General features: G+C 56.5%; 17 protein-coding genes, 1 tRNA gene and 2 pseudogenes. 11 read left to right on the top strand and 9 right to left on the bottom strand.

All coding sequences use genetic code 11. From position 1 onward, the window contains the following. Positions 1 to 8: 8 nt before the first annotated feature. On the top strand, positions 9 to 1226 hold the full coding sequence (locus AC1DHT_RS27685; protein WP_427545576.1) for an MFS transporter: 1218 nt from the start codon (positions 9 to 11) through the stop codon (positions 1224 to 1226). Positions 1227 to 1607: 381 nt separating this feature from the next. Beyond that, positions 1608 to 2423, top strand: a complete 816-nt coding sequence (gene panB / locus AC1DHT_RS27680; RefSeq protein WP_427545578.1) for a 3-methyl-2-oxobutanoate hydroxymethyltransferase — start codon at positions 1608 to 1610, stop codon at positions 2421 to 2423. 6 nt (positions 2424 to 2429) lie between these two features. Here panB and AC1DHT_RS27675 read toward each other — a convergent pair whose 3' ends face one another. Beyond that, entirely contained in the window at positions 2430 to 3824 is a 1395-nt protein-coding gene (locus tag AC1DHT_RS27675) for an aminotransferase-like domain-containing protein (protein ID WP_477761548.1), read from the bottom strand. Between the two features lie 450 nt (positions 3825 to 4274). On the opposite strand from AC1DHT_RS27675, the gene AC1DHT_RS27670 reads away from it, so the two are divergent. From AC1DHT_RS27670 to AC1DHT_RS27645, 6 genes and pseudogenes are all read left to right on the top strand, one after another. Continuing rightward, complete coding sequence (locus AC1DHT_RS27670) at positions 4275 to 4484, top strand: helix-turn-helix transcriptional regulator (protein ID WP_427545582.1); 210 nt, start codon at positions 4275 to 4277, stop codon at positions 4482 to 4484. 345 nt (positions 4485 to 4829) lie between these two features. Next, positions 4830 to 4961 (top strand): hypothetical protein, encoded by a 132-nt coding sequence (locus tag AC1DHT_RS27665; RefSeq protein WP_427545584.1) that lies wholly within the window; start codon positions 4830 to 4832, stop codon positions 4959 to 4961. 137 nt (positions 4962 to 5098) lie between these two features. Further along, positions 5099 to 5386, top strand: a complete 288-nt coding sequence (locus tag AC1DHT_RS27660; protein ID WP_018929562.1) for a putative quinol monooxygenase — start codon at positions 5099 to 5101, stop codon at positions 5384 to 5386. A gap of 218 nt (positions 5387 to 5604) precedes the next feature. Beyond that, positions 5605 to 6492, top strand: a complete 888-nt coding sequence (locus AC1DHT_RS27655) for a helix-turn-helix domain-containing protein (RefSeq protein WP_427545587.1) — start codon at positions 5605 to 5607, stop codon at positions 6490 to 6492. A 489-nt stretch (positions 6493 to 6981) separates the two neighbouring features. Then, a pseudogene (locus AC1DHT_RS27650) lies at positions 6982 to 7297 on the top strand (LysE family translocator); the annotation flags it as partial. Positions 7298 to 7448: 151 nt separating this feature from the next. After that, positions 7449 to 8072, top strand: coding sequence for a glutathione S-transferase family protein (locus tag AC1DHT_RS27645; RefSeq protein ID WP_427545589.1), 624 nt, complete (start codon positions 7449 to 7451; stop codon positions 8070 to 8072). Positions 8073 to 8087: 15 nt separating this feature from the next. On the opposite strand, the gene AC1DHT_RS27640 is transcribed toward AC1DHT_RS27645, so the two are convergent. After that, positions 8088 to 9095: an aldo/keto reductase gene (locus AC1DHT_RS27640; protein ID WP_427545591.1), complete on the bottom strand. Its 1008-nt coding sequence runs from the start codon at positions 9093 to 9095 to the stop codon at positions 8088 to 8090. A gap of 92 nt (positions 9096 to 9187) precedes the next feature. Between AC1DHT_RS27640 and AC1DHT_RS27635 the strand changes: the two genes are divergently transcribed. The 3 genes and pseudogenes from AC1DHT_RS27635 (at position 9188) to AC1DHT_RS27625 (ending at position 11139) form a co-directional block, all read left to right on the top strand. Further along, entirely contained in the window at positions 9188 to 10090 is a 903-nt protein-coding gene (locus AC1DHT_RS27635) for a LysR family transcriptional regulator (protein ID WP_427545593.1), read from the top strand. Between the two features lie 280 nt (positions 10091 to 10370). Next, positions 10371 to 10814: a DUF3592 domain-containing protein gene (locus AC1DHT_RS27630; protein ID WP_427545595.1), complete on the top strand. Its 444-nt coding sequence runs from the start codon at positions 10371 to 10373 to the stop codon at positions 10812 to 10814. Between the two features lie 3 nt (positions 10815 to 10817). Continuing rightward, positions 10818 to 11139 (top strand): annotated as a pseudogene (locus AC1DHT_RS27625) (hypothetical protein). 73 nt (positions 11140 to 11212) lie between these two features. On the opposite strand, the gene ychF reads toward AC1DHT_RS27625, so the two are convergent. The 7 genes from ychF to lolB all read right to left on the bottom strand — a co-directional run bounded on the left by ychF (position 11213) and on the right by lolB (position 16402). Then, positions 11213 to 12313 (bottom strand): redox-regulated ATPase YchF, encoded by a 1101-nt coding sequence (gene ychF, locus AC1DHT_RS27620; RefSeq protein ID WP_427545597.1) that lies wholly within the window; start codon positions 12311 to 12313, stop codon positions 11213 to 11215. 23 nt (positions 12314 to 12336) lie between these two features. Further along, positions 12337 to 12921, bottom strand: a complete 585-nt coding sequence (gene pth, locus AC1DHT_RS27615; RefSeq protein WP_123582826.1) for an aminoacyl-tRNA hydrolase — start codon at positions 12919 to 12921, stop codon at positions 12337 to 12339. 169 nt (positions 12922 to 13090) lie between these two features. Beyond that, positions 13091 to 13690 (bottom strand): 50S ribosomal protein L25/general stress protein Ctc, encoded by a 600-nt coding sequence (locus AC1DHT_RS27610; RefSeq protein WP_054595617.1) that lies wholly within the window; start codon positions 13688 to 13690, stop codon positions 13091 to 13093. Between the two features lie 142 nt (positions 13691 to 13832). Beyond that, positions 13833 to 14774 carry a ribose-phosphate pyrophosphokinase gene (locus tag AC1DHT_RS27605; RefSeq protein ID WP_003171603.1) on the bottom strand — a complete coding sequence of 314 codons (942 nt, stop codon included), beginning with the start codon at positions 14772 to 14774 and terminating at the stop codon, positions 13833 to 13835. Positions 14775 to 14820: 46 nt separating this feature from the next. After that, positions 14821 to 14895: transfer RNA gene (locus AC1DHT_RS27600), tRNA-Gln, on the bottom strand. Between the two features lie 36 nt (positions 14896 to 14931). Further along, positions 14932 to 15783 carry a 4-(cytidine 5'-diphospho)-2-C-methyl-D-erythritol kinase gene (ispE, locus tag AC1DHT_RS27595; RefSeq protein WP_427545599.1) on the bottom strand — a complete coding sequence of 284 codons (852 nt, stop codon included), beginning with the start codon at positions 15781 to 15783 and terminating at the stop codon, positions 14932 to 14934. A 1-nt stretch (position 15784) separates the two neighbouring features. After that, positions 15785 to 16402 (bottom strand): lipoprotein insertase outer membrane protein LolB, encoded by a 618-nt coding sequence (gene lolB, locus AC1DHT_RS27590; protein WP_427545601.1) that lies wholly within the window; start codon positions 16400 to 16402, stop codon positions 15785 to 15787. Between the last annotated feature and the right edge of the window lie 2 nt (positions 16403 to 16404).

Below are 16404 nucleotides of genomic sequence, written 5' to 3'. Positions count from 1 at the left end.
AAACTCTCATGGCTACCAGTAACGCTCAAACTGTCGCATCGCCGGCACTCGCGACTTCGCAAAGCAGCCCGTTGGTCATGCGAATCATCGGCGCGGTGGCGCTGGCGCATTTGATCAACGACCTGATTCAGTCGGTGCTGCCGTCGATCTACCCGATGCTCAAGGCCAATTACGGGCTGACCTTCACCCAGGTTGGCCTGATTACCCTGACCTTTCAGCTCACAGCGTCGTTGTTGCAGCCATGGGTCGGTTACTACACCGATCGCCATCCCAAGCCATATCTGCTGCCGGCAGGAGCGATCTGCACCTTGGTCGGCATTTTGATGATGTCTCAGGTCGGCAGTTTTCCGTTGATTCTGTTGGCCGCGGGATTGATCGGAGTCGGCTCCTCGACCTTTCACCCGGAAGCTTCTCGCGTGGCACGGTTGGCCTCGGGCGGGCGTTTTGGGTTGGCGCAATCGACCTTCCAGGTCGGTGGCAACGCCGGCTCGGCATTTGGACCGCTGCTGGCGGCGGCGATCATCATTCCGTTCGGTCAGGGCAATGTCGCCTGGTTCGGATTGTTCGCAGTGTTTGCGCTGGTGGTGCTGTATGGCATCAGCCGCTGGTACGCCAACCACTTGAGCCTGTTCAAGCTCAAGCAAGGCCAGGCGGCGACTCACGGGCTGTCGAAGGGCAGGGTGGTGAGCGCGTTGGTCGTGTTGGGGCTGCTGGTGTTTTCCAAGTATTTCTACATGGCCAGCTTCACCAGTTATTTCACGTTCTACCTGATCGAGAAGTTCGACCTGTCGGTGGCCAGTTCGCAACTGCACCTGTTCCTGTTTCTCGGAGCGGTCGCGGCGGGGACGTTTTTTGGTGGGCCGATTGGCGACAAAGTCGGCCGTAAAGCGGTGATCTGGTTCTCGATCCTCGGTGTTGCACCGTTCACCTTGATCCTGCCTCACGTCGACCTGTTCTGGACCAGCATCTTGAGCGTAGTGATTGGCTTCATCCTGGCCTCGGCATTCTCGGCCATCGTGGTTTACGCGCAAGAACTGGTGCCGGGTAATGTCGGCATGATCGCCGGGGTGTTCTTCGGCCTGATGTTCGGTTTCGGCGGGATTGGTGCGGCGCTGCTGGGGCATCTGGCGGATATTCACGGCATTGAATACGTGTACAGGCTGTGTTCGTTCTTGCCGCTGTTCGGAGTGCTGGCGATCTTTTTGCCAAGGACCCGAAAAGCCTGAGCAGAACCCTCGTGAGGCCAAGGCGCTGACGATTCCGTCGGCGCTTTTTTTTGCGTTCAGATTCGCCACGTCACCGGGAAAAGCGACGGGATCGTGGATAAATAGGGGGCGTTATCAAGGGGCTCTAAACAGGTATTCATGAAAACTCGCGACTGAAACAACATCCGAACCCAGTCCCTTAAATAGGTCGTGCCATTTGAAAAATGCGACCAGGTCTATAGCCGGCAATGTCCATCTAGTTGCCAGGAGGGGCAATCAGGCAATGCACCTGGGTTGCTTTTTAGCGCAAATCTGTACATTGAGTTTCCTTGCATTTACCCAATAATCGGGCACCTCCTACGCCCATCCCGCGGGGGGTTCAATCACCACAGGAAGACACTTGTGAGCATCCATACCCGTACTAAACGATTGACGGTTCCACAACTGGTCGCGATGAAGGGCCAACAGAAAATCGTATCCCTGACGGCGTATTCCAGTTCTATTGCCAAGCTGATCGACCCTATCGTCGATTTCATTCTGGTCGGTGACTCCACTGCAATGGTCGGCTATGGCCGGGCCTCGACACTGAGCATGCAGCTTGAAGAAATCATCGGCCACACCCGGGCCGTGGTTGACAGTACACGTCTGTCCTGTGTCATCGCCGACATGCCTTTCGGCAGCTATCAGGAATCCAACGAACAGGCCTTTCGCAATTGTGCCCAGGTCCTGGCGCGCACCGGTTGCGATGCTGTCAAGCTGGAAGCCAACAAGGCCCTGTCGGGTACCGTTGAATTCCTGGTGGCACGTGGTATTCCGGTCATGGCTCACGTCGGGCTGATGCCGCAGTTCGTCAATGTCATGGGTGGTTTCAAGGCTCAGGGTCTGTCCGCCGAAACCGCTGCGGTGATTGCCGAGGATGCCCGGGCCAACCTCGAGGCCGGAGCTTTCGGCCTGCTGCTCGAAGGTGTGGCCGAAGGTCTGGCCCGGCAAATCACCCTGGATTCGAAAATGCCCACCATCGGCATCGGAGCTTCACCGGCTTGCGACGGCCAGGTGCTGGTGACTGAAGACGTGCTGGGCTTGGGCGGTGAGCAGGTGCCGCGCTTCGTCAAACAGTACGCCGATGTCGGCGCGATGATTCGCGACGCTTGCGAGCGTTTTGCCGAAGAGGTGCGTCATGGCCGCTTCCCTGAAGCGCGGCATTGCTATGGGCTCTAGGTATGTCTAGTGCTCTTCGCCGATAGCCTGGGCCAGTTTCTTCAGGGCCAGGGGAATATCCTTGCTCCAGTCGAGGGTGTAGCTCAGGCGCAAATGATGCCGCCAGGCCCCCTGCTGGCTGAAGATTTCCCCGGGGGCGATGACGATGCGCTGAGCCAGCAAGCGCTCGAACACCCGCCGCATGTCCGCTGAGTGTCTGGCCTCGAGCCAGAAGGTCGCGCCGCCTTGGGGGGCGACCACCCGCAACTGGCCATCGGCGTGTTCCTCCAGCAGGGCCTTCATGCGTTTCATACGGTCCAGCAACATGGCTCGCAGCACCATCAGATGCTGATCGATGCGCTTGGAACTGAAGAGTTTGGCGATCGCTTTCTGACGGATCGGCGACAGGCGAAATGCCCGTTCCAGGAATAGCCGATGCAACTGCGGCCCGTGCCGACGACACAGGACATAACCGTAGGGCGYTTCCGAGCCGATGATCTTGTCGAAGGTCGAGAACACCAGCAGTTTTTCCGGATCGGCAAAATCGCGATAGCGGGCGGGGTTGGGGGAAAAGCAGAACTCACCGTAGCTGTCGTTTTCGAACAGCCAGACATCCCGCTCCGCCAGCCAGCGACAGATCTGCTGTTTATCCTGTGCTGGCATCAGGTTGCCTTGGGGAATGTTCACGGTCGACGACAGCACCGCCAGCCGGACGGGCTCACGCCTGAGCAGCTCACTGAGCGCGGGCAGGTTGAAACGTCCATCCTCGCCGAGGGGCACTTCGATCACGCGGATCTTCGCCGCCTGCAACTGGCGCAGGATTGCCCACGAGCAAGGTGATTCCACCAGCGCCACAGTGCCACTCAGATTCAGCGCACTGAGGGACAACTCCAGCACACTGCGCAGGTCCGAGCCGATATACACATGCTCGGCCTGCCAGAAGCGGTGAGTGGAACTGGTGTAGCGATCGGCCAGAGCGCCGCGCAGCTCGGGCTCGCCGAACGGCTGATAGAGCGGTGCATGGGAGCGTGGGTACTGCCGGGCCAGTTCGCGCTCCATCATCAGTAGCGGGTTTTCCAGCGACAACAGCATCGCTGGCGCATCGCTGCTAAGGGCCAGCATCCCTGGCTGGCGTGCGTTTGAGAACACCTTGTCGAGCAAGTTGGGCGAGTCTTCACTCAATAATGGTGCCGGCATCGCCTTGGTGAAGTAACCGAACTTGGGTTTGGCATAGATCCGCCCCTCGTCTTCGAGAAGCGAATAGGCGTACTTGGTCGTCGACACTGACACGTTCAGGCGCTGGGCCAGTTGCCGCAAGGATGGCAATTTCTGCTCAGGTTTCGAATGGGCGGTCTCGATCAACTCGACGAGATAGCGGTACACCGCCTGATAGACGAAGGAAGTGCCTTTATTTGTATCCATGTTCACTTACTGTCATCCCTGTGCGCCCACCTCATGACAACGCTGCCGACCTGGCGTGGTGTGCCTGAGGCGTGTTGTTTCAACAGTCTGCCATGCTGAGGGGGCGATCCCAAAAAGCAAAATCCCCGTATCATCGAGTGATCACGGGGATTTTGAGTCTATCGAGATCCGTGTAAACCACGGTCGCTGTTAGACGTTAAACCGGACGTCGAGGCTGCAGGGGCCGTGGCTGAAGGGATGTTTGCGCTGGAATCAGAAATATAGTCACCCCCGTATACACTTTAATGTTGGCTACTCTTTTTTCAGGTCTTGATGCGCGGTTTGTCCCGGTTCCTGTAGATAAGTCATCCAGAGAGTGAATCACGGATTTTCTCGTGCTGAAAATAAAAAGTGAGAATTCGTGAACTGAGAATACACACTGCATGCACACCGATAAGTGGCGAGGTAGTCATGCAGATCATCCGCCGGAAAGCCGTTTGCAAAAAGCTGGGAGGCATCAACCCTTCAACGCTCTGGCGTCTTGAGCGTAACGCCCATTCCTTCCCAGCTTCCGTGCAATTAAGCGGTGGGGTAGTGTGCTGGTTTGAGCATGATCTCGATCTTTGGCTCGAATCTAAAGCTACCTGGACCTCAACCAGGGAGGGCATTAAAAATCGCTGACTACTTCAGGCCTTCCCAAGGTCAACGGATTCCTGCACCAAGGGTCATTCTGGCGTCGGCGCCAACACCCCAACTCCCAAATCATTAAAATTCCATTGCTTCGGTGGAAGTATTCCGCTCGCCCGTGTTAGCCAAGATAGGCCGTTTTTGAACCACGCCTGACTCTCCGTTCCCGCAGGCGGCGCATGCCATCGGCCGTCGCGCAAGAAAAACGCAAGAGTGACTGGAATCGTGCATTTTTAATCATTTTTAATCATTTTCATTTTTTAACTATATATATAGTCATTGCTTCCATAGCGAATTCTTTGCGCCATATCGAATCTACACCAAAAAGGAATTTACATAATGACCTCTAACGAAAGAGTGTTTTGGGCTAGCGCTGCGCGTCATGTGAAAGGAAAAGATTTTATTGATGCAGTCCAGGTCAAACAATGGATCAAGAACTTAGTGGTTTCGCTGGTCGGCCTGGCCATGTGAGATACGGGAACGGAACAGCAAATGAAAACCTGAACATTCTTTCCGTATTCTGCGCATTTTGTTTGCGCCGCCTCGTCAATTTACGGTTCCTGCAATCGACGATGTTTTTTGTAGTCAAATCCAACTGGAGAAGTAATATGTCCGTCAATCTCGTCATCAGCTTTAATGTAAAAGAAGAAAAGCTGCAATCGTTCAAGGACATCATGAACGACGTGAAGATCAATCTGCCGAAGGTGGACGGTTGCCAAACGGTCAAGATCCTCAACCACTTGGAGGATCCACTCGCGTTCACGCTAGTGGAAGCCTGGGATTCGCGTGAAATGCACGGCACCCACGTCGACCAGATGATCTCGAGCGGTCAGTGGAGCGTCATCGTCGAGCATCTGAGCAGTGCGCCGGTCAGCGGCTACTTCAGCGAAGTTTGATGCCGTAACGTCAGCGGCAGGGCGCGTGCGGCGAGTCCGGCCGCGCCTCCGGCGCCATCTCGGGCATACACGCGCTATTTGCTGTTATGTATTTTCTGCTATTTTCCTGGATATCCTCTTCGGTCCCGAACGTCCTACACGCTTGGGCAGCAGCATGTCGCGCTGCTGGATACCGTCCTGTCCAAATGGGGCGGCCAATTTGTTGAGAAGCCATAGCCATGACACTCGAAGTAGTACCGGCGGCGCTTTATTCGATGCGCAACGTAAAGCCTATCCTCGCTGACGGTAGCTCGTCCATTCTCCATAAAACGCTTGAAACGAACCTGGAAGACAAGGCGATCTATATCGCCACGCCGTTGATCGTCTACATCAAGCAGGGCAAGCAGATTATTCGCGACTATGACGCCATGGCCAATGTCGTCGACGAGAATCATTTGATTTTCCTCTCCAAAGGCGTTTACACGGTATCGGACTACGTCACTGGCAGCGATATCTTCGAGGCGGTGCTGCTGTTTTTCGACGACAAGCTGATCGCCAAATACCTGTCGCGCGCGGCCGGCACAGGCAATTCGCATACGGACGGCCTGCAGAAAAACGTGCACGGCACTTATACCCTGCACGCCAATGAACAGATTCAGCGCTATATCGATTCGCTGAATTATGTCTACAAGGGCGCGGAGGGCTCCGATGCGCTGCTGGAATTGAAACTGCTCGAACTACTGCACCTGATCGCCATCCAGGACAAGTCCTTCCGTTTCCTGCGCGAGCTGTCCTGCGGCGGCAGCCGCAAACGCCGCCTCATCACCGATTTCATGGAGCAGTACTATTCGCACAAGCTGAAGATTGAAGATTATGCCCTGCTGACGGGGCGCAGCGTGTCGACCTTTATCCGCGACTTCAGGCGCAGCTACAACACCACTCCGAACCGCTGGATCATCGAAAAAAAAGTCGACATCGCGCATCAGCTGTTGACGGCTAAAAATTACTCCGTCACCGACGCGGCTGCGGAGGTGGGATATGAAAATACCTCCCACTTCATCAAGGTCTACAAGCAACGGTACGGTGTCACGCCGAAGAAAGCCAAGACCTTCGCGGCAGAACTGTAGCGCGACAAGGCCCAAGCCCCCCCGCTGCCGCGACAGGGTGTTGTTGGGCGTGGTTGTAGGCGCCGACTAAATTTTGACCCGGGTGGCCGATTCTGTTGAAAAAGTCGATCTGCCCAAACTGCCCGATCATTGACTGGTGAAAATGCCTTTTTTGCACGCTGCTACGTAAAATCCGAGTCCGGAAGCCTCTGCCAAAAGTAAATATTTCAATCCCGGACGCGTACTTTTTGATGCGCAGACCATGACCGACTTTTTCAACAGAATCGGTCGATTCCGGCCTGTCACAACAGGCGGCTCCCGACCGAAAGCCCTCATCCATAATGCACGCGGCTGACTGCGTCAGAGTGTTTGGATGCGCTATTGGGGCAAGCCATTGCTCATGTTGAAGTCAAACGTATTCCCAGGGAGCGGATACCCAGTGCTGCGACCGCTGTATGACGTTTTGTCAGTCAATCTGTATCTAACGTTCCCCCCTTTGACCGCCCTACTATCGCAGCCATGGTCTTGGCGGTTCCCTATGCGTATGACGCGCTGCGACTCGGCTGCGCGCGCTATCTGCTCTACCTTGCCTGGCAAGCGGTCAAGTCCAACACGCCGACCACGGCAGCATGCTGGCGCAATCCATCGTGCTTGGTTTTACGCAGATCGTCATTAGCGTGAGCGTCAACGCGCTGATTGCCGTCATGGCTGGCTCCATCGCGACATTTCTCGCCAGCAGGCCCGTGTGGCAGATCGTGCAGCGCTGGCTGATGGGGACGGTCCTCGCGGGCTGGCCGTGCGCATGGCCGTCGAAGGGCGGCGCTGAACCGGGCTGTTTGCGGTTGGCGCGGCGCGGTAAACCTGAGTCGCCCGGATTTGAGAGCGGCCCCTGTGCATCGCGCCAGACGCACTAGAAAAAGATCCGAGCGGGTTATCGAAAGCCCCTGACCAACCACCCTGAACGATAAGGACATGAAATGTTGCGCATATTGGGTAAGGCATCGTCGATCAATGTACGAAAGGTACTTTGGGCATGCGCCGAAATCGAAATCCCCTTTGAGCGGGAGGACTGGGGTTCTGGCTTCAAGTCGACGCGCACGCCCAAATTCATTTCGCTGAACCCCAACGCAATGGTGCCGGTGATCCTGGACGACGACTTCGTGCTCTGGGAGTCAAACTCGATCATTCGGTATTTGGCGTCCCGCTATAACGGAGGTCATTTTTACCCGGTCCAACCGAGAGCAAGAGCGCGGGTGGACCAATGGATAGACTGGCAAGCGTCGGACCTCAACAAATCGTGGACGTATGCCTTCATGTCGTTGGTCAGGCATTCGCCTGACCATCAGGACAGCAGAGCCTTGGCAGCCGCTTGCAGCCTGTGGTCAAGGCACATGGAGATCCTGAATCGACAACTCGAATCAACAGGAGCCTACGTTTGTGAAGACGGGTTTTCTCTCGCAGACATACCGATAGGCCTGTCGGTTAACCGGTGGTTTGAAACACCGCTCGATCATCCAGACTTTCCTGCCGTAAGTGCCTATTACGAACGGTTGAGTCGTCGACCTGGCTACCTCCTGCATGGAAGAAACGGGACTCCGTAATCATTCAGCATGGTGTCAGGCGGCGCCAGGGACATTTGTTCCCATGCCCGACGGCAGAAACGGCCGAATTTCGTCGATTTCCGCCGTGTCAAGGCGCAACTCCGAGGCTGCAATCAGCCCGTCTACTTGTGAGGGACGGCGGGCACCGACAATAGCGCCCGTGACTACCGGTTTGCGAAGTACCCAGGCGATGGCAACCGCCGCAGCGCTCACCCCGTGCCTTTCTCCGATGCGTGCCATAACTTCAACCAATGCCAGGTTCGCACTCAAACGGGGCTCCTGGAAGTCAGCACTTCGGGCCTTACGCCAATCGTCTTCGGGCAGTTGCAAGATGCGTTCGCGTGTCATGCTGCCGGAAAGTAGCCCCGATTGAAGTGTGGAATAGGCAAGGACACCCATCCCGGCCCGCTCACAGAATGGCAGGACATCCTTCTCGATGTCTCGCATCAAGGCGGAGTACGGCGGCTGGAGCGAAACGATCTCTGTCACCGCCTGTGCCCGCTTGAGTTGAGCGACATCGAAATTCGATACACCGATAGCGCGAATTTTTCCTTGATCGCGCGCGGCAGCCAAAGCCGAAAGCGCCATTTCAATACCTTCACTGCTTGCGTCGGCAGGAAAAGCAGGCCAGTGGATCTGATAAAGATCGATAGTCTCGACTTGAAGCCGGCGCAAGCTTGCGTCGATCTCGGCGAGCAAGGATTGGGGGGCCAGTGAGTGCGAAATCGCCTTCGTGACCGGGTCCCAGACCAAGCTGCCTTTGGTGAACACCAAAGGACGCCGCGAGACCGGCACCCGACGCAGCAATTGCCCCACTAATTGCTCCGCATGGCCCAAGCCATAAACCGCAGCGGTATCAATCCAGTTCACGCCGCGTTCGACGGCATACTCAAGTGCGCCCAGGCTGTCCTTGTCATCCTGCGCTCCCCAACTGTACTCCCAACCGGTGCCGGCGATTGCCCATGTCCCCAGACCAATAGGCGAAATCAGAAAATCCGATGAACCAAGACGATTCCGTTGCATAGCGACCTCTCCACAAATGATGTGAGAAGTATCCGAGAGAGATCTCACGACGATAAGATAAGTAATCGCATTTGAACTACTGAACGACATTCATGAGTCAGCCCCCCGATCTATCTGAACTCGATGCCTTTGCCGCCGTTGCTCGCCATCGCAGCTTTCGCAAGGCCGCCGACGAGCGTGGCGTTTCGGCTTCCGCGTTGAGTCACGCGATGCGAGCGTTGGAGGCGCGCCTGGGCATCCGACTGCTCAACCGAACCACTCGTAGCGTAACCCCGACCGAAGCCGGCCAGCAGCTATTGGCGACGCTGCTCCCGACCCTGCAGCAGGTTGCCGATACATTGGCGCAATTGACCTCGATGCAGGAAGTGCCCACTGGCAAACTTCGACTCAACGTGGCGCGTCCGGCGGCTCGCATCGTGTTTGCGCAAGTGCTCGCGCCCTTCGTAGCCAGGTATCCACGCATTCAGTTGGACCTGATCACCGATGATGGATTGACCGATATCGTGAACGACGGGTTTGACGCTGGAGTCCGCTTTGGTGAAAGCCTGGCCGGCGACATGATCGCAGTCCCTGTCGGCGCACCTCAATCGTTCGTGACCGTTGCTGCGGATAACTATCTGGACGCGAAGGGGGTCGCACGCGCACCCCGCGACTTGCTCGACCATGCGTGCATTGCCAGACGTTTTCCCAGTGGAAAACTTTACGCTTGGGAATATCAAGCAGACGGTCAACCGATACGGTTGTCAGTCACAGGCCCGCTCATTCTGGAAGACGATGCGCTGATGATCCAAGCGGCGAAAGATGGCGCTGGTATTGCCTATGTCTACGAGGAACTGGCGCGCGACGATATCCGGAACGGGCATCTCAGAGAAATACTCCAGGAATGGAAGGCACCGCCAAGCCGATTCTTTCTTTATTACTCCAGCCGGCACCATGTGCCCCCAGCCTTGAAAGCGCTCATCGAATTCATCAGAGCGGGTGACTTGCGAACCTGATTCAGAACCATCGCGACCGGTTGAATCCACAGCCGAAAGTGGTCCCGCCAAGCAACTGGCCGATCCCACTTGCTCGCAAGCTCGACCCTATAAAGGATGGCCGGCATTGATCCAGCTCTCGGTCTGCTCCTGGTTGGCCGAGACCGTCGATACTTTCCTTGCTTCGGTCAGAACGTCGCAATTCCGAACATGCGTTATCTGCTGTGTCGTACAAAGCACTTCCCGGTGGTTTCTTGTTATCCTGACCGCCTTCTTTCATGGACGAATACCGAGACAAGCCATGGCTAGCCTCACCCCGTCATGCCTCGGGAAGATGCTTCAGGGGCTGCTCTTTGCCCTGATTGGTATCGGCTTGTTGGGCATTGTCGTCAATCTCACGCTTGAACGACGCGAATTCCTCGCCCACGCACAGACCGCCGATGGCATCGTCAGCCACTTGAATGCCGGTGGTTCGCATCCCGAAATCGCCTTCACCACCAGCAGTGGTGAAAAGATTTCCTACCCCCAGGGCGGCTTTATTTTTGGCTATCGGCAGGATCAGCCGGTGCGGGTGTATTACCTGCCCGAGCAGCCGGCCAGTAGCGCCGTGGTCGATACCCCTGCCGCACTGTGGGCCACTCCAGGGGTACTGGGTTGTATTGGTCTGCTGTTCACCCTTGCCGGCCTGTTAAGGGTTAACCGCCAGTGCGGTCGCGGCGCAGTTCATTCACATAAAGGACTTTGAACGATGAGCTACAACATCCCGATCCCGCTCAATGAGAGTCGCTGGCAGTATCAGACCGACAGCGGTGGCGGTCTGACCGTAGCCTTGGTGGCGGGCAGGGCTGGTGGTCGGCGGTTCGGCCACGGCCCTGTTGTTCGGGCTTGATCCCGAGCTGCTGGCGTTGGCGGCGGTTCTGAGCTCCAACCCGGCGACCTCGCTCATTGCCTCCTCCACGGTCAACCGGCAGTTGCTGCAGTCGGCCAAGGGGGCGGTGGTCATGGCCGGCATGAACGCTGGTGTGCAGGCCGGTGGAGGCGCCGCGATCTACATGGGCTATCTGTTCTAGTCGCGCATAGCAGGTCGATATAACGCCCACAAAAAAGCCGCGAATCAACGCGGCTTTTTCGATTCCAACAACGCTAGACGTTGAAGCGGAAGTGCATCACATCGCCGTCTTTGACGATGTAATCCTTGCCTTCCAGACGCCATTTACCGGCTTCTTTGGCACCGGCTTCGCCCTTGTACTGGATGAAGTCGTTGTAGGCGATGACTTCGGCGCGAATGAAGCCTTTCTCAAAGTCAGTGTGGATCACGCCAGCAGCTTGTGGTGCGGTGGCACCGACGCGGACGGTCCAGGCGCGGACTTCTTCAACGCCGGCGGTGAAATAGGTCTGCAGGTGCAGCATTTCGTAGCCAGCGCGGATTACACGGTTCAGGCCAGGTTCTTCGAGGCCCAGGGCTTCGAGGAACATGTCTTTTTCTTCGCCGTCTTCAAGCTCGGCAATTTCCGCTTCGATCTTGTTGCAGACCGGCACAACCATTGCGCCTTCTTCTTCGGCGATGGCCTTGACCACGTCCAGCATCGGGTTGTTTTCGAAGCCGTCCTCGGCAACGTTGGCGATGTACATGACCGGTTTGGTGGTCAGCAGGTGGAAGCCACGGATCACCGCTTTCTCATCGGTGCTCATGTTCTTCATCAGGCTGCGCGCAGGCTTACCGAGGGTGAAGTGAGCGATCAACTGCTCCAGCAGACCTTTCTGAACCACGGCGTCCTTGTCACCGCCCTTGGCGTTGCGGGTGACTTTCTGCAGTTGCTTCTCGCAGCTGTCGAGGTCGGCGAAGATCAGTTCAAGGTCGATGATCTCGATGTCGCGTTTCGGGTCGACGCTGTTGGAAACGTGAATCACGTTCTCGTCTTCGAAGCAGCGGACCACGTGAGCGATGGCATCGGTTTCACGGATGTTGGCCAGAAACTTGTTGCCCAGACCTTCACCTTTCGAGGCGCCGGCAACCAGGCCAGCGATGTCGACGAATTCCATGGTGGTCGGCAGGATGCGCTTTGGATTGACGATGGCCGCCAGGGCCTCCAGACGCTTGTCCGGCATCGGCACGATACCGGTATTCGGTTCGATGGTGCAGAAGGGGAAGTTCTCGGCCGCGATACCGGATTTGGTCAGGGCGTTGAACAGGGTGGACTTGCCGACGTTAGGCAGGCCGACGATGCCGCAATTGAATCCCATGGTGTTTCCCCTAGGAGTTAGAGTCAGGCCTTCTGGCTGTGCAGGTTTTTCATCGCGCGGTTCCATTCTCCGGCGAGGATATCCGGCAGCACGCCGAGGGCAAAGTCGATGCTGGCATCGAGTTTTTCCTGTTCGGCGCGTGGCGCACGACCCAGGACAAAGTTTGAAACCATACTGGCAACGCCTGGGTGGCCAATACCGAGCCGCAAGCGGTAAAAGGTATTTTGATTGCCCAGTTGCGCGATGATGTCGCGCAACCCGTTGTGACCGCCATGCCCGCCGCCCTGCTTGAGCTTGGCAACGCCGGGTGGCAAGTCGAGTTCGTCATGCGCCACCAGTATTTCTTCCGGTTTGATCCGGAAAAAACCGGCAAGAGCCGCCACGGCCTGGCCGCTACGGTTCATGTAGGTGGTGGGAATCAGCAGACGAACATCCTGACCCTGATGCGAGAAGCGCCCGGTCAGGCCGAAATATTTGCGATCGGCCACAAGGTTGACGCCTTGTGCTTGCGCGATGCGCTCAACAAAAAAGGCCCCTGCGTTATGCCGGGTCTGTTCGTATTCGGCGCCTGGATTTCCCAGGCCAACGATCAGTTTTATGGCAGTCACATCAGGGGCCCTTCTTTGGAGTGGTGGATAACATCGTCGCAATAGGTGTGTGCGGCGAAAGTGGACAAAAAATGCTCATTTACCAGTATGTAAACTTCGCGTTCCCGCCCGCTTTCTCGCTACGTTCCAGTCCGCGATGTTATTTGCTCACTCCGGCGTACAGAGTGAATTACTCTGCAGCGCCTTCTGCAGCTTCTGGAGCAACACGTGGAGCGTGAACGTTGGCAACAGCCAGGTCGTTACCGTGAGCCAGAGCAACAAACTCAACGCCTTTAGGGGCCTTGAGGTCGGACAGGTGAATGATCGAACCGATTTCGGCGTTAGCCAGGTCGACTTCGATGAATTCAGGCAGGTCTTTTGGCAGGCAGGAAACTTCAACTTCAGCAACAACGTGCGAAATTTCGCCGCCTTTTTTCACTGCAGCAGCTTCGTTGACGAAGTGCACAGGAACGTGAGCGGACAGTTTCTGGCCAGCAACAACGCGTACGAAGTCAGCGTGCATCACGTGGCCTTTGGCCGGGTGACGCTGCAGAGCTTTGATGATTACGTTTTGCTTGGTGCCGCCAACATTCAGCTCGATGATGTGGCTGTAGGCCGCTTCGTTTTCGAGCAGTTTGGCAACTTCTTTGGCCAGCATGCTGATGGATTCAGGGGCTTTTTCGCCACCGTAAACTACAGCTGGAACCAGGCTTGCGAGACGACGCAGGCGGCGGCTCGCACCTTTCCCCAGGTCGGAACGCACTTCAGCATTCAGAGTAAAATCGTTCATGTTGTATCTCCAAAATAACCACATTCGCCCCAGCGTTTGCGACCAGCGCTAAAGGCGATATGGGCAAAAAAGCCCCGCCCCGACAGGTTATGCCGGGGCGGGGCGCTTTTCGTCATCGAGATGTATCCGAAGGGCAGGGCCCTTAGCGGAACATCGCGCTGATCGATTCTTCGTTGCTGATGCGGCGAACCGCTTCGGCAACTACCGGTGCGATATCCAGTTGACGGATACGTGCACAGGCTTGTGCTGCAGCGGACAGCGGGATGGTGTTAGTCACCACCAGCTCGTCCAGCACGGAGTTTTCAATGTTTTCGATGGCCCGACCCGACAGCACAGGGTGTGTGCAGTAGGCAAAGACTTTGGCAGCGCCATGCTCTTTCAAGGCTTTAGCCGCGTGGCACAGGGTGCCGGCGGTATCGACCATGTCGTCAACCAGAATACAGGTACGCCCTTCGACATCACCGATGATATGCATCACTTCAGAGTGATTGGCTTTCTCACGGCGCTTGTCGATGATCCCGAGATCCACGCCCAGGGATTTGGCAACAGCACGTGCACGCACGACGCCGCCAATGTCCGGGGACACGATCATCAGGTTTTCGAAGCGTTGATCTTCGATGTCATCCACCAGTACCGGGGAGCCGTAGATGTTATCTACCGGAATATCGAAGAAGCCCTGGATCTGGTCAGCATGCAAATCAACCGTGAGAACACGATCGATGCCGACTACGGTAAGCATGTCAGCGACGACTTTCGCGCTGATAGCCACACGTGCGGAACGCGGACGGCGATCCTGACGGGCATAACCAAAGTAGGGGATCACCGCAGTGATTCGAGTGGCTGAGGAACGACGGAAGGCATCAGCCATCACGACGAGTTCCATCAGGTTATCGTTGGTCGGAGCGCAAGTCGGCTGAATAATGAAGACGTCTTTACCGCGGACGTTTTCATTGATCTCGGCAGTGATTTCGCCGTCGGAGAACTTACCGACAGAAATGTCACCGAGAGGGATATGCAGCTGACGTACAACACGCCGAGCCAGATCGGGGTTAGCGTTCCCCGTAAAGACCATCATCTTGGACACGCGCAGTACCTGAAGGCTGAGGGTAACCTGGATGAGTATAGGAAAATGGCAGGGGCGGCTGGATTCGAACCAACGCATGGCAGGATCAAAACCTGCTGCCTTACCGCTTGGCGACGCCCCTGTATCTGTTGCAACGAGTACCCAGTACCCGGTTCTTTTAGAGCAGACTTTGCAGCTTGCGATGCAACATCGAAACGTTGCTTCCTTTCGCTACAAACCCTGTAAGGGTCTCTGTAAGAAGGGCCGAGACTTTATCAGCTTCAGCTTTGCTTGGGAAGCCCCCAAACACACAACTTCCAGTTCCGGTGAGTTTTGCTTCGGTAAAATTACCTAACAAATTCAAAGCGTTACGTACCTCTGGATAACGCCTTGTTACCACCGGTAAGCAGTCATTTCGACTGTTTCCCTTGGGAACGGGGCGCACTTTAATGGGAGAAGAGTTACGTGTCAACAGCGGATCTGAAAAAATTTCTGCTGTACTTACAGATACTTGCGGCACCAGTACGAGATACCACGGTTCTTCCGGGTCTACAGGGGTGAGCTTTTCTCCCACGCCTTCGGCGAAAGCCGCGTGTCCACGCACGAAAACCGGGACGTCGGCGCCGAGTGTCAGGCCCAGCGTGGCCAGTTGATCCTCGTCCCAGTCCAGTTGCCAGAGATGATTGAGGCCCAGCAGCGTGGTGGCCGCATTCGAACTGCCGCCACCGATTCCACCGCCCATGGGCAGGACTTTTTCGATCCAGATATCAATGCCCAGCGAACAACCGGACTGTTCCTGAAGTTTTTTGGCGGCTTTGACGATCAGGTTGCTGTCGTGAGGGACGCCTTCGAATTCGGTGTGCAGACGAATGACACCGTCATCGCGTACGGCGAAGGTGATTTCGTCGCCGTAATCGAGAAATTGAAACAGCGTCTGCAACTCGTGGTAGCCGTCTTCACGGCGACCCAGGATATGCAGCATCAAATTCAGTTTTGCCGGCGAGGGCAGGGTCAGGCGAGTAGCAGGCATGTCATTGCCCCAATTTGCGAGGTTGCCAGTCCTTGATCACCAGCGTGACATCAAGGTCGGTGCCGTGCAGTTTGATCCGCTCGGGCAGCCAATAACCGTTTTGCTGGATGTAGCTGAGGTACTCGACTTGCCAGCCATCCTGCTCGAGATTGGCCAGGCGACTGTCGGCATCCAGGTTCAGGCGGCTTTTGCTGTCAGGTGCGGGCAATCCGCGAACCCACCAGACCAAATGCGAAACCGGCAGTTTCCAGCCCAACTGTTCTTCGAGCAGGGCTTCAGGCGTTGGCGCCTCAAAGCGGCCCTGGTTGGCCACTTCCAGCGACACTTGGCCGGGACGACCGGTCAAGCGTGCCGCGCCGCGACCCAGCGGGCCGGACAGGCGAATATCGTAGTAGTCCTGTCGTTGTAGCCAGAACACGGTGCCGCTGCCCGAGTCTTTCGGGGCCCGGATACCGACCTTGCCGTTGATTTGCCAGCCATCGAGGCTGGTCAATTGCTGTTTGTGCACGCGCCATTGCGCGGAATTGCCGTGGCCCTCGACGGATTCACGGGCGCCAAAGCCCGCGCAGCCGGCGAGCAGGGCGATGAAGCTGAAAACGATGATGTGGCGCAAAAACATGA

It is taken from the genome of Pseudomonas sp. 05N432 (assembly GCF_056396945.1).
This window is presented reverse-complemented; position numbering and strand designations above follow the sequence as displayed.

Bases quoted from the DNA above. Each gene is read 5' to 3' on its own strand.
- AC1DHT_RS27655 (WP_427545587.1), top strand. From the start codon at position 5,605: ATGACACTCGAAGTAGTACCGGCGGCGCTTTATTCGATGCGCAACGTA.
- AC1DHT_RS27630 (WP_427545595.1), top strand. From the start codon at position 10,371: ATGGCTAGCCTCACCCCGTCATGCCTCGGGAAGATGCTTCAGGGGCTG.
- AC1DHT_RS27645 (WP_427545589.1), top strand. From the start codon at position 7,449: ATGTTGCGCATATTGGGTAAGGCATCGTCGATCAATGTACGAAAGGTA.
- ispE (WP_427545599.1), bottom strand. From the start codon at position 15,783: ATGCCTGCTACTCGCCTGACCCTGCCCTCGCCGGCAAAACTGAATTTG.
- AC1DHT_RS27640 (WP_427545591.1), bottom strand. From the start codon at position 9,095: ATGCAACGGAATCGTCTTGGTTCATCGGATTTTCTGATTTCGCCTATT.
- AC1DHT_RS27660 (WP_018929562.1), top strand. From the start codon at position 5,099: ATGTCCGTCAATCTCGTCATCAGCTTTAATGTAAAAGAAGAAAAGCTG.
- lolB (WP_427545601.1), bottom strand. From the start codon at position 16,402: ATGTTTTTGCGCCACATCATCGTTTTCAGCTTCATCGCCCTGCTCGCC.
- AC1DHT_RS27665 (WP_427545584.1), top strand. From the start codon at position 4,830: ATGACCTCTAACGAAAGAGTGTTTTGGGCTAGCGCTGCGCGTCATGTG.
- AC1DHT_RS27685 (WP_427545576.1), top strand. From the start codon at position 9: ATGGCTACCAGTAACGCTCAAACTGTCGCATCGCCGGCACTCGCGACT.
- ychF (WP_427545597.1), bottom strand. From the start codon at position 12,313: ATGGGATTCAATTGCGGCATCGTCGGCCTGCCTAACGTCGGCAAGTCC.
- AC1DHT_RS27670 (WP_427545582.1), top strand. From the start codon at position 4,275: ATGCAGATCATCCGCCGGAAAGCCGTTTGCAAAAAGCTGGGAGGCATC.
- AC1DHT_RS27635 (WP_427545593.1), top strand. From the start codon at position 9,188: ATGAGTCAGCCCCCCGATCTATCTGAACTCGATGCCTTTGCCGCCGTT.
- AC1DHT_RS27610 (WP_054595617.1), bottom strand. From the start codon at position 13,690: ATGAACGATTTTACTCTGAATGCTGAAGTGCGTTCCGACCTGGGGAAA.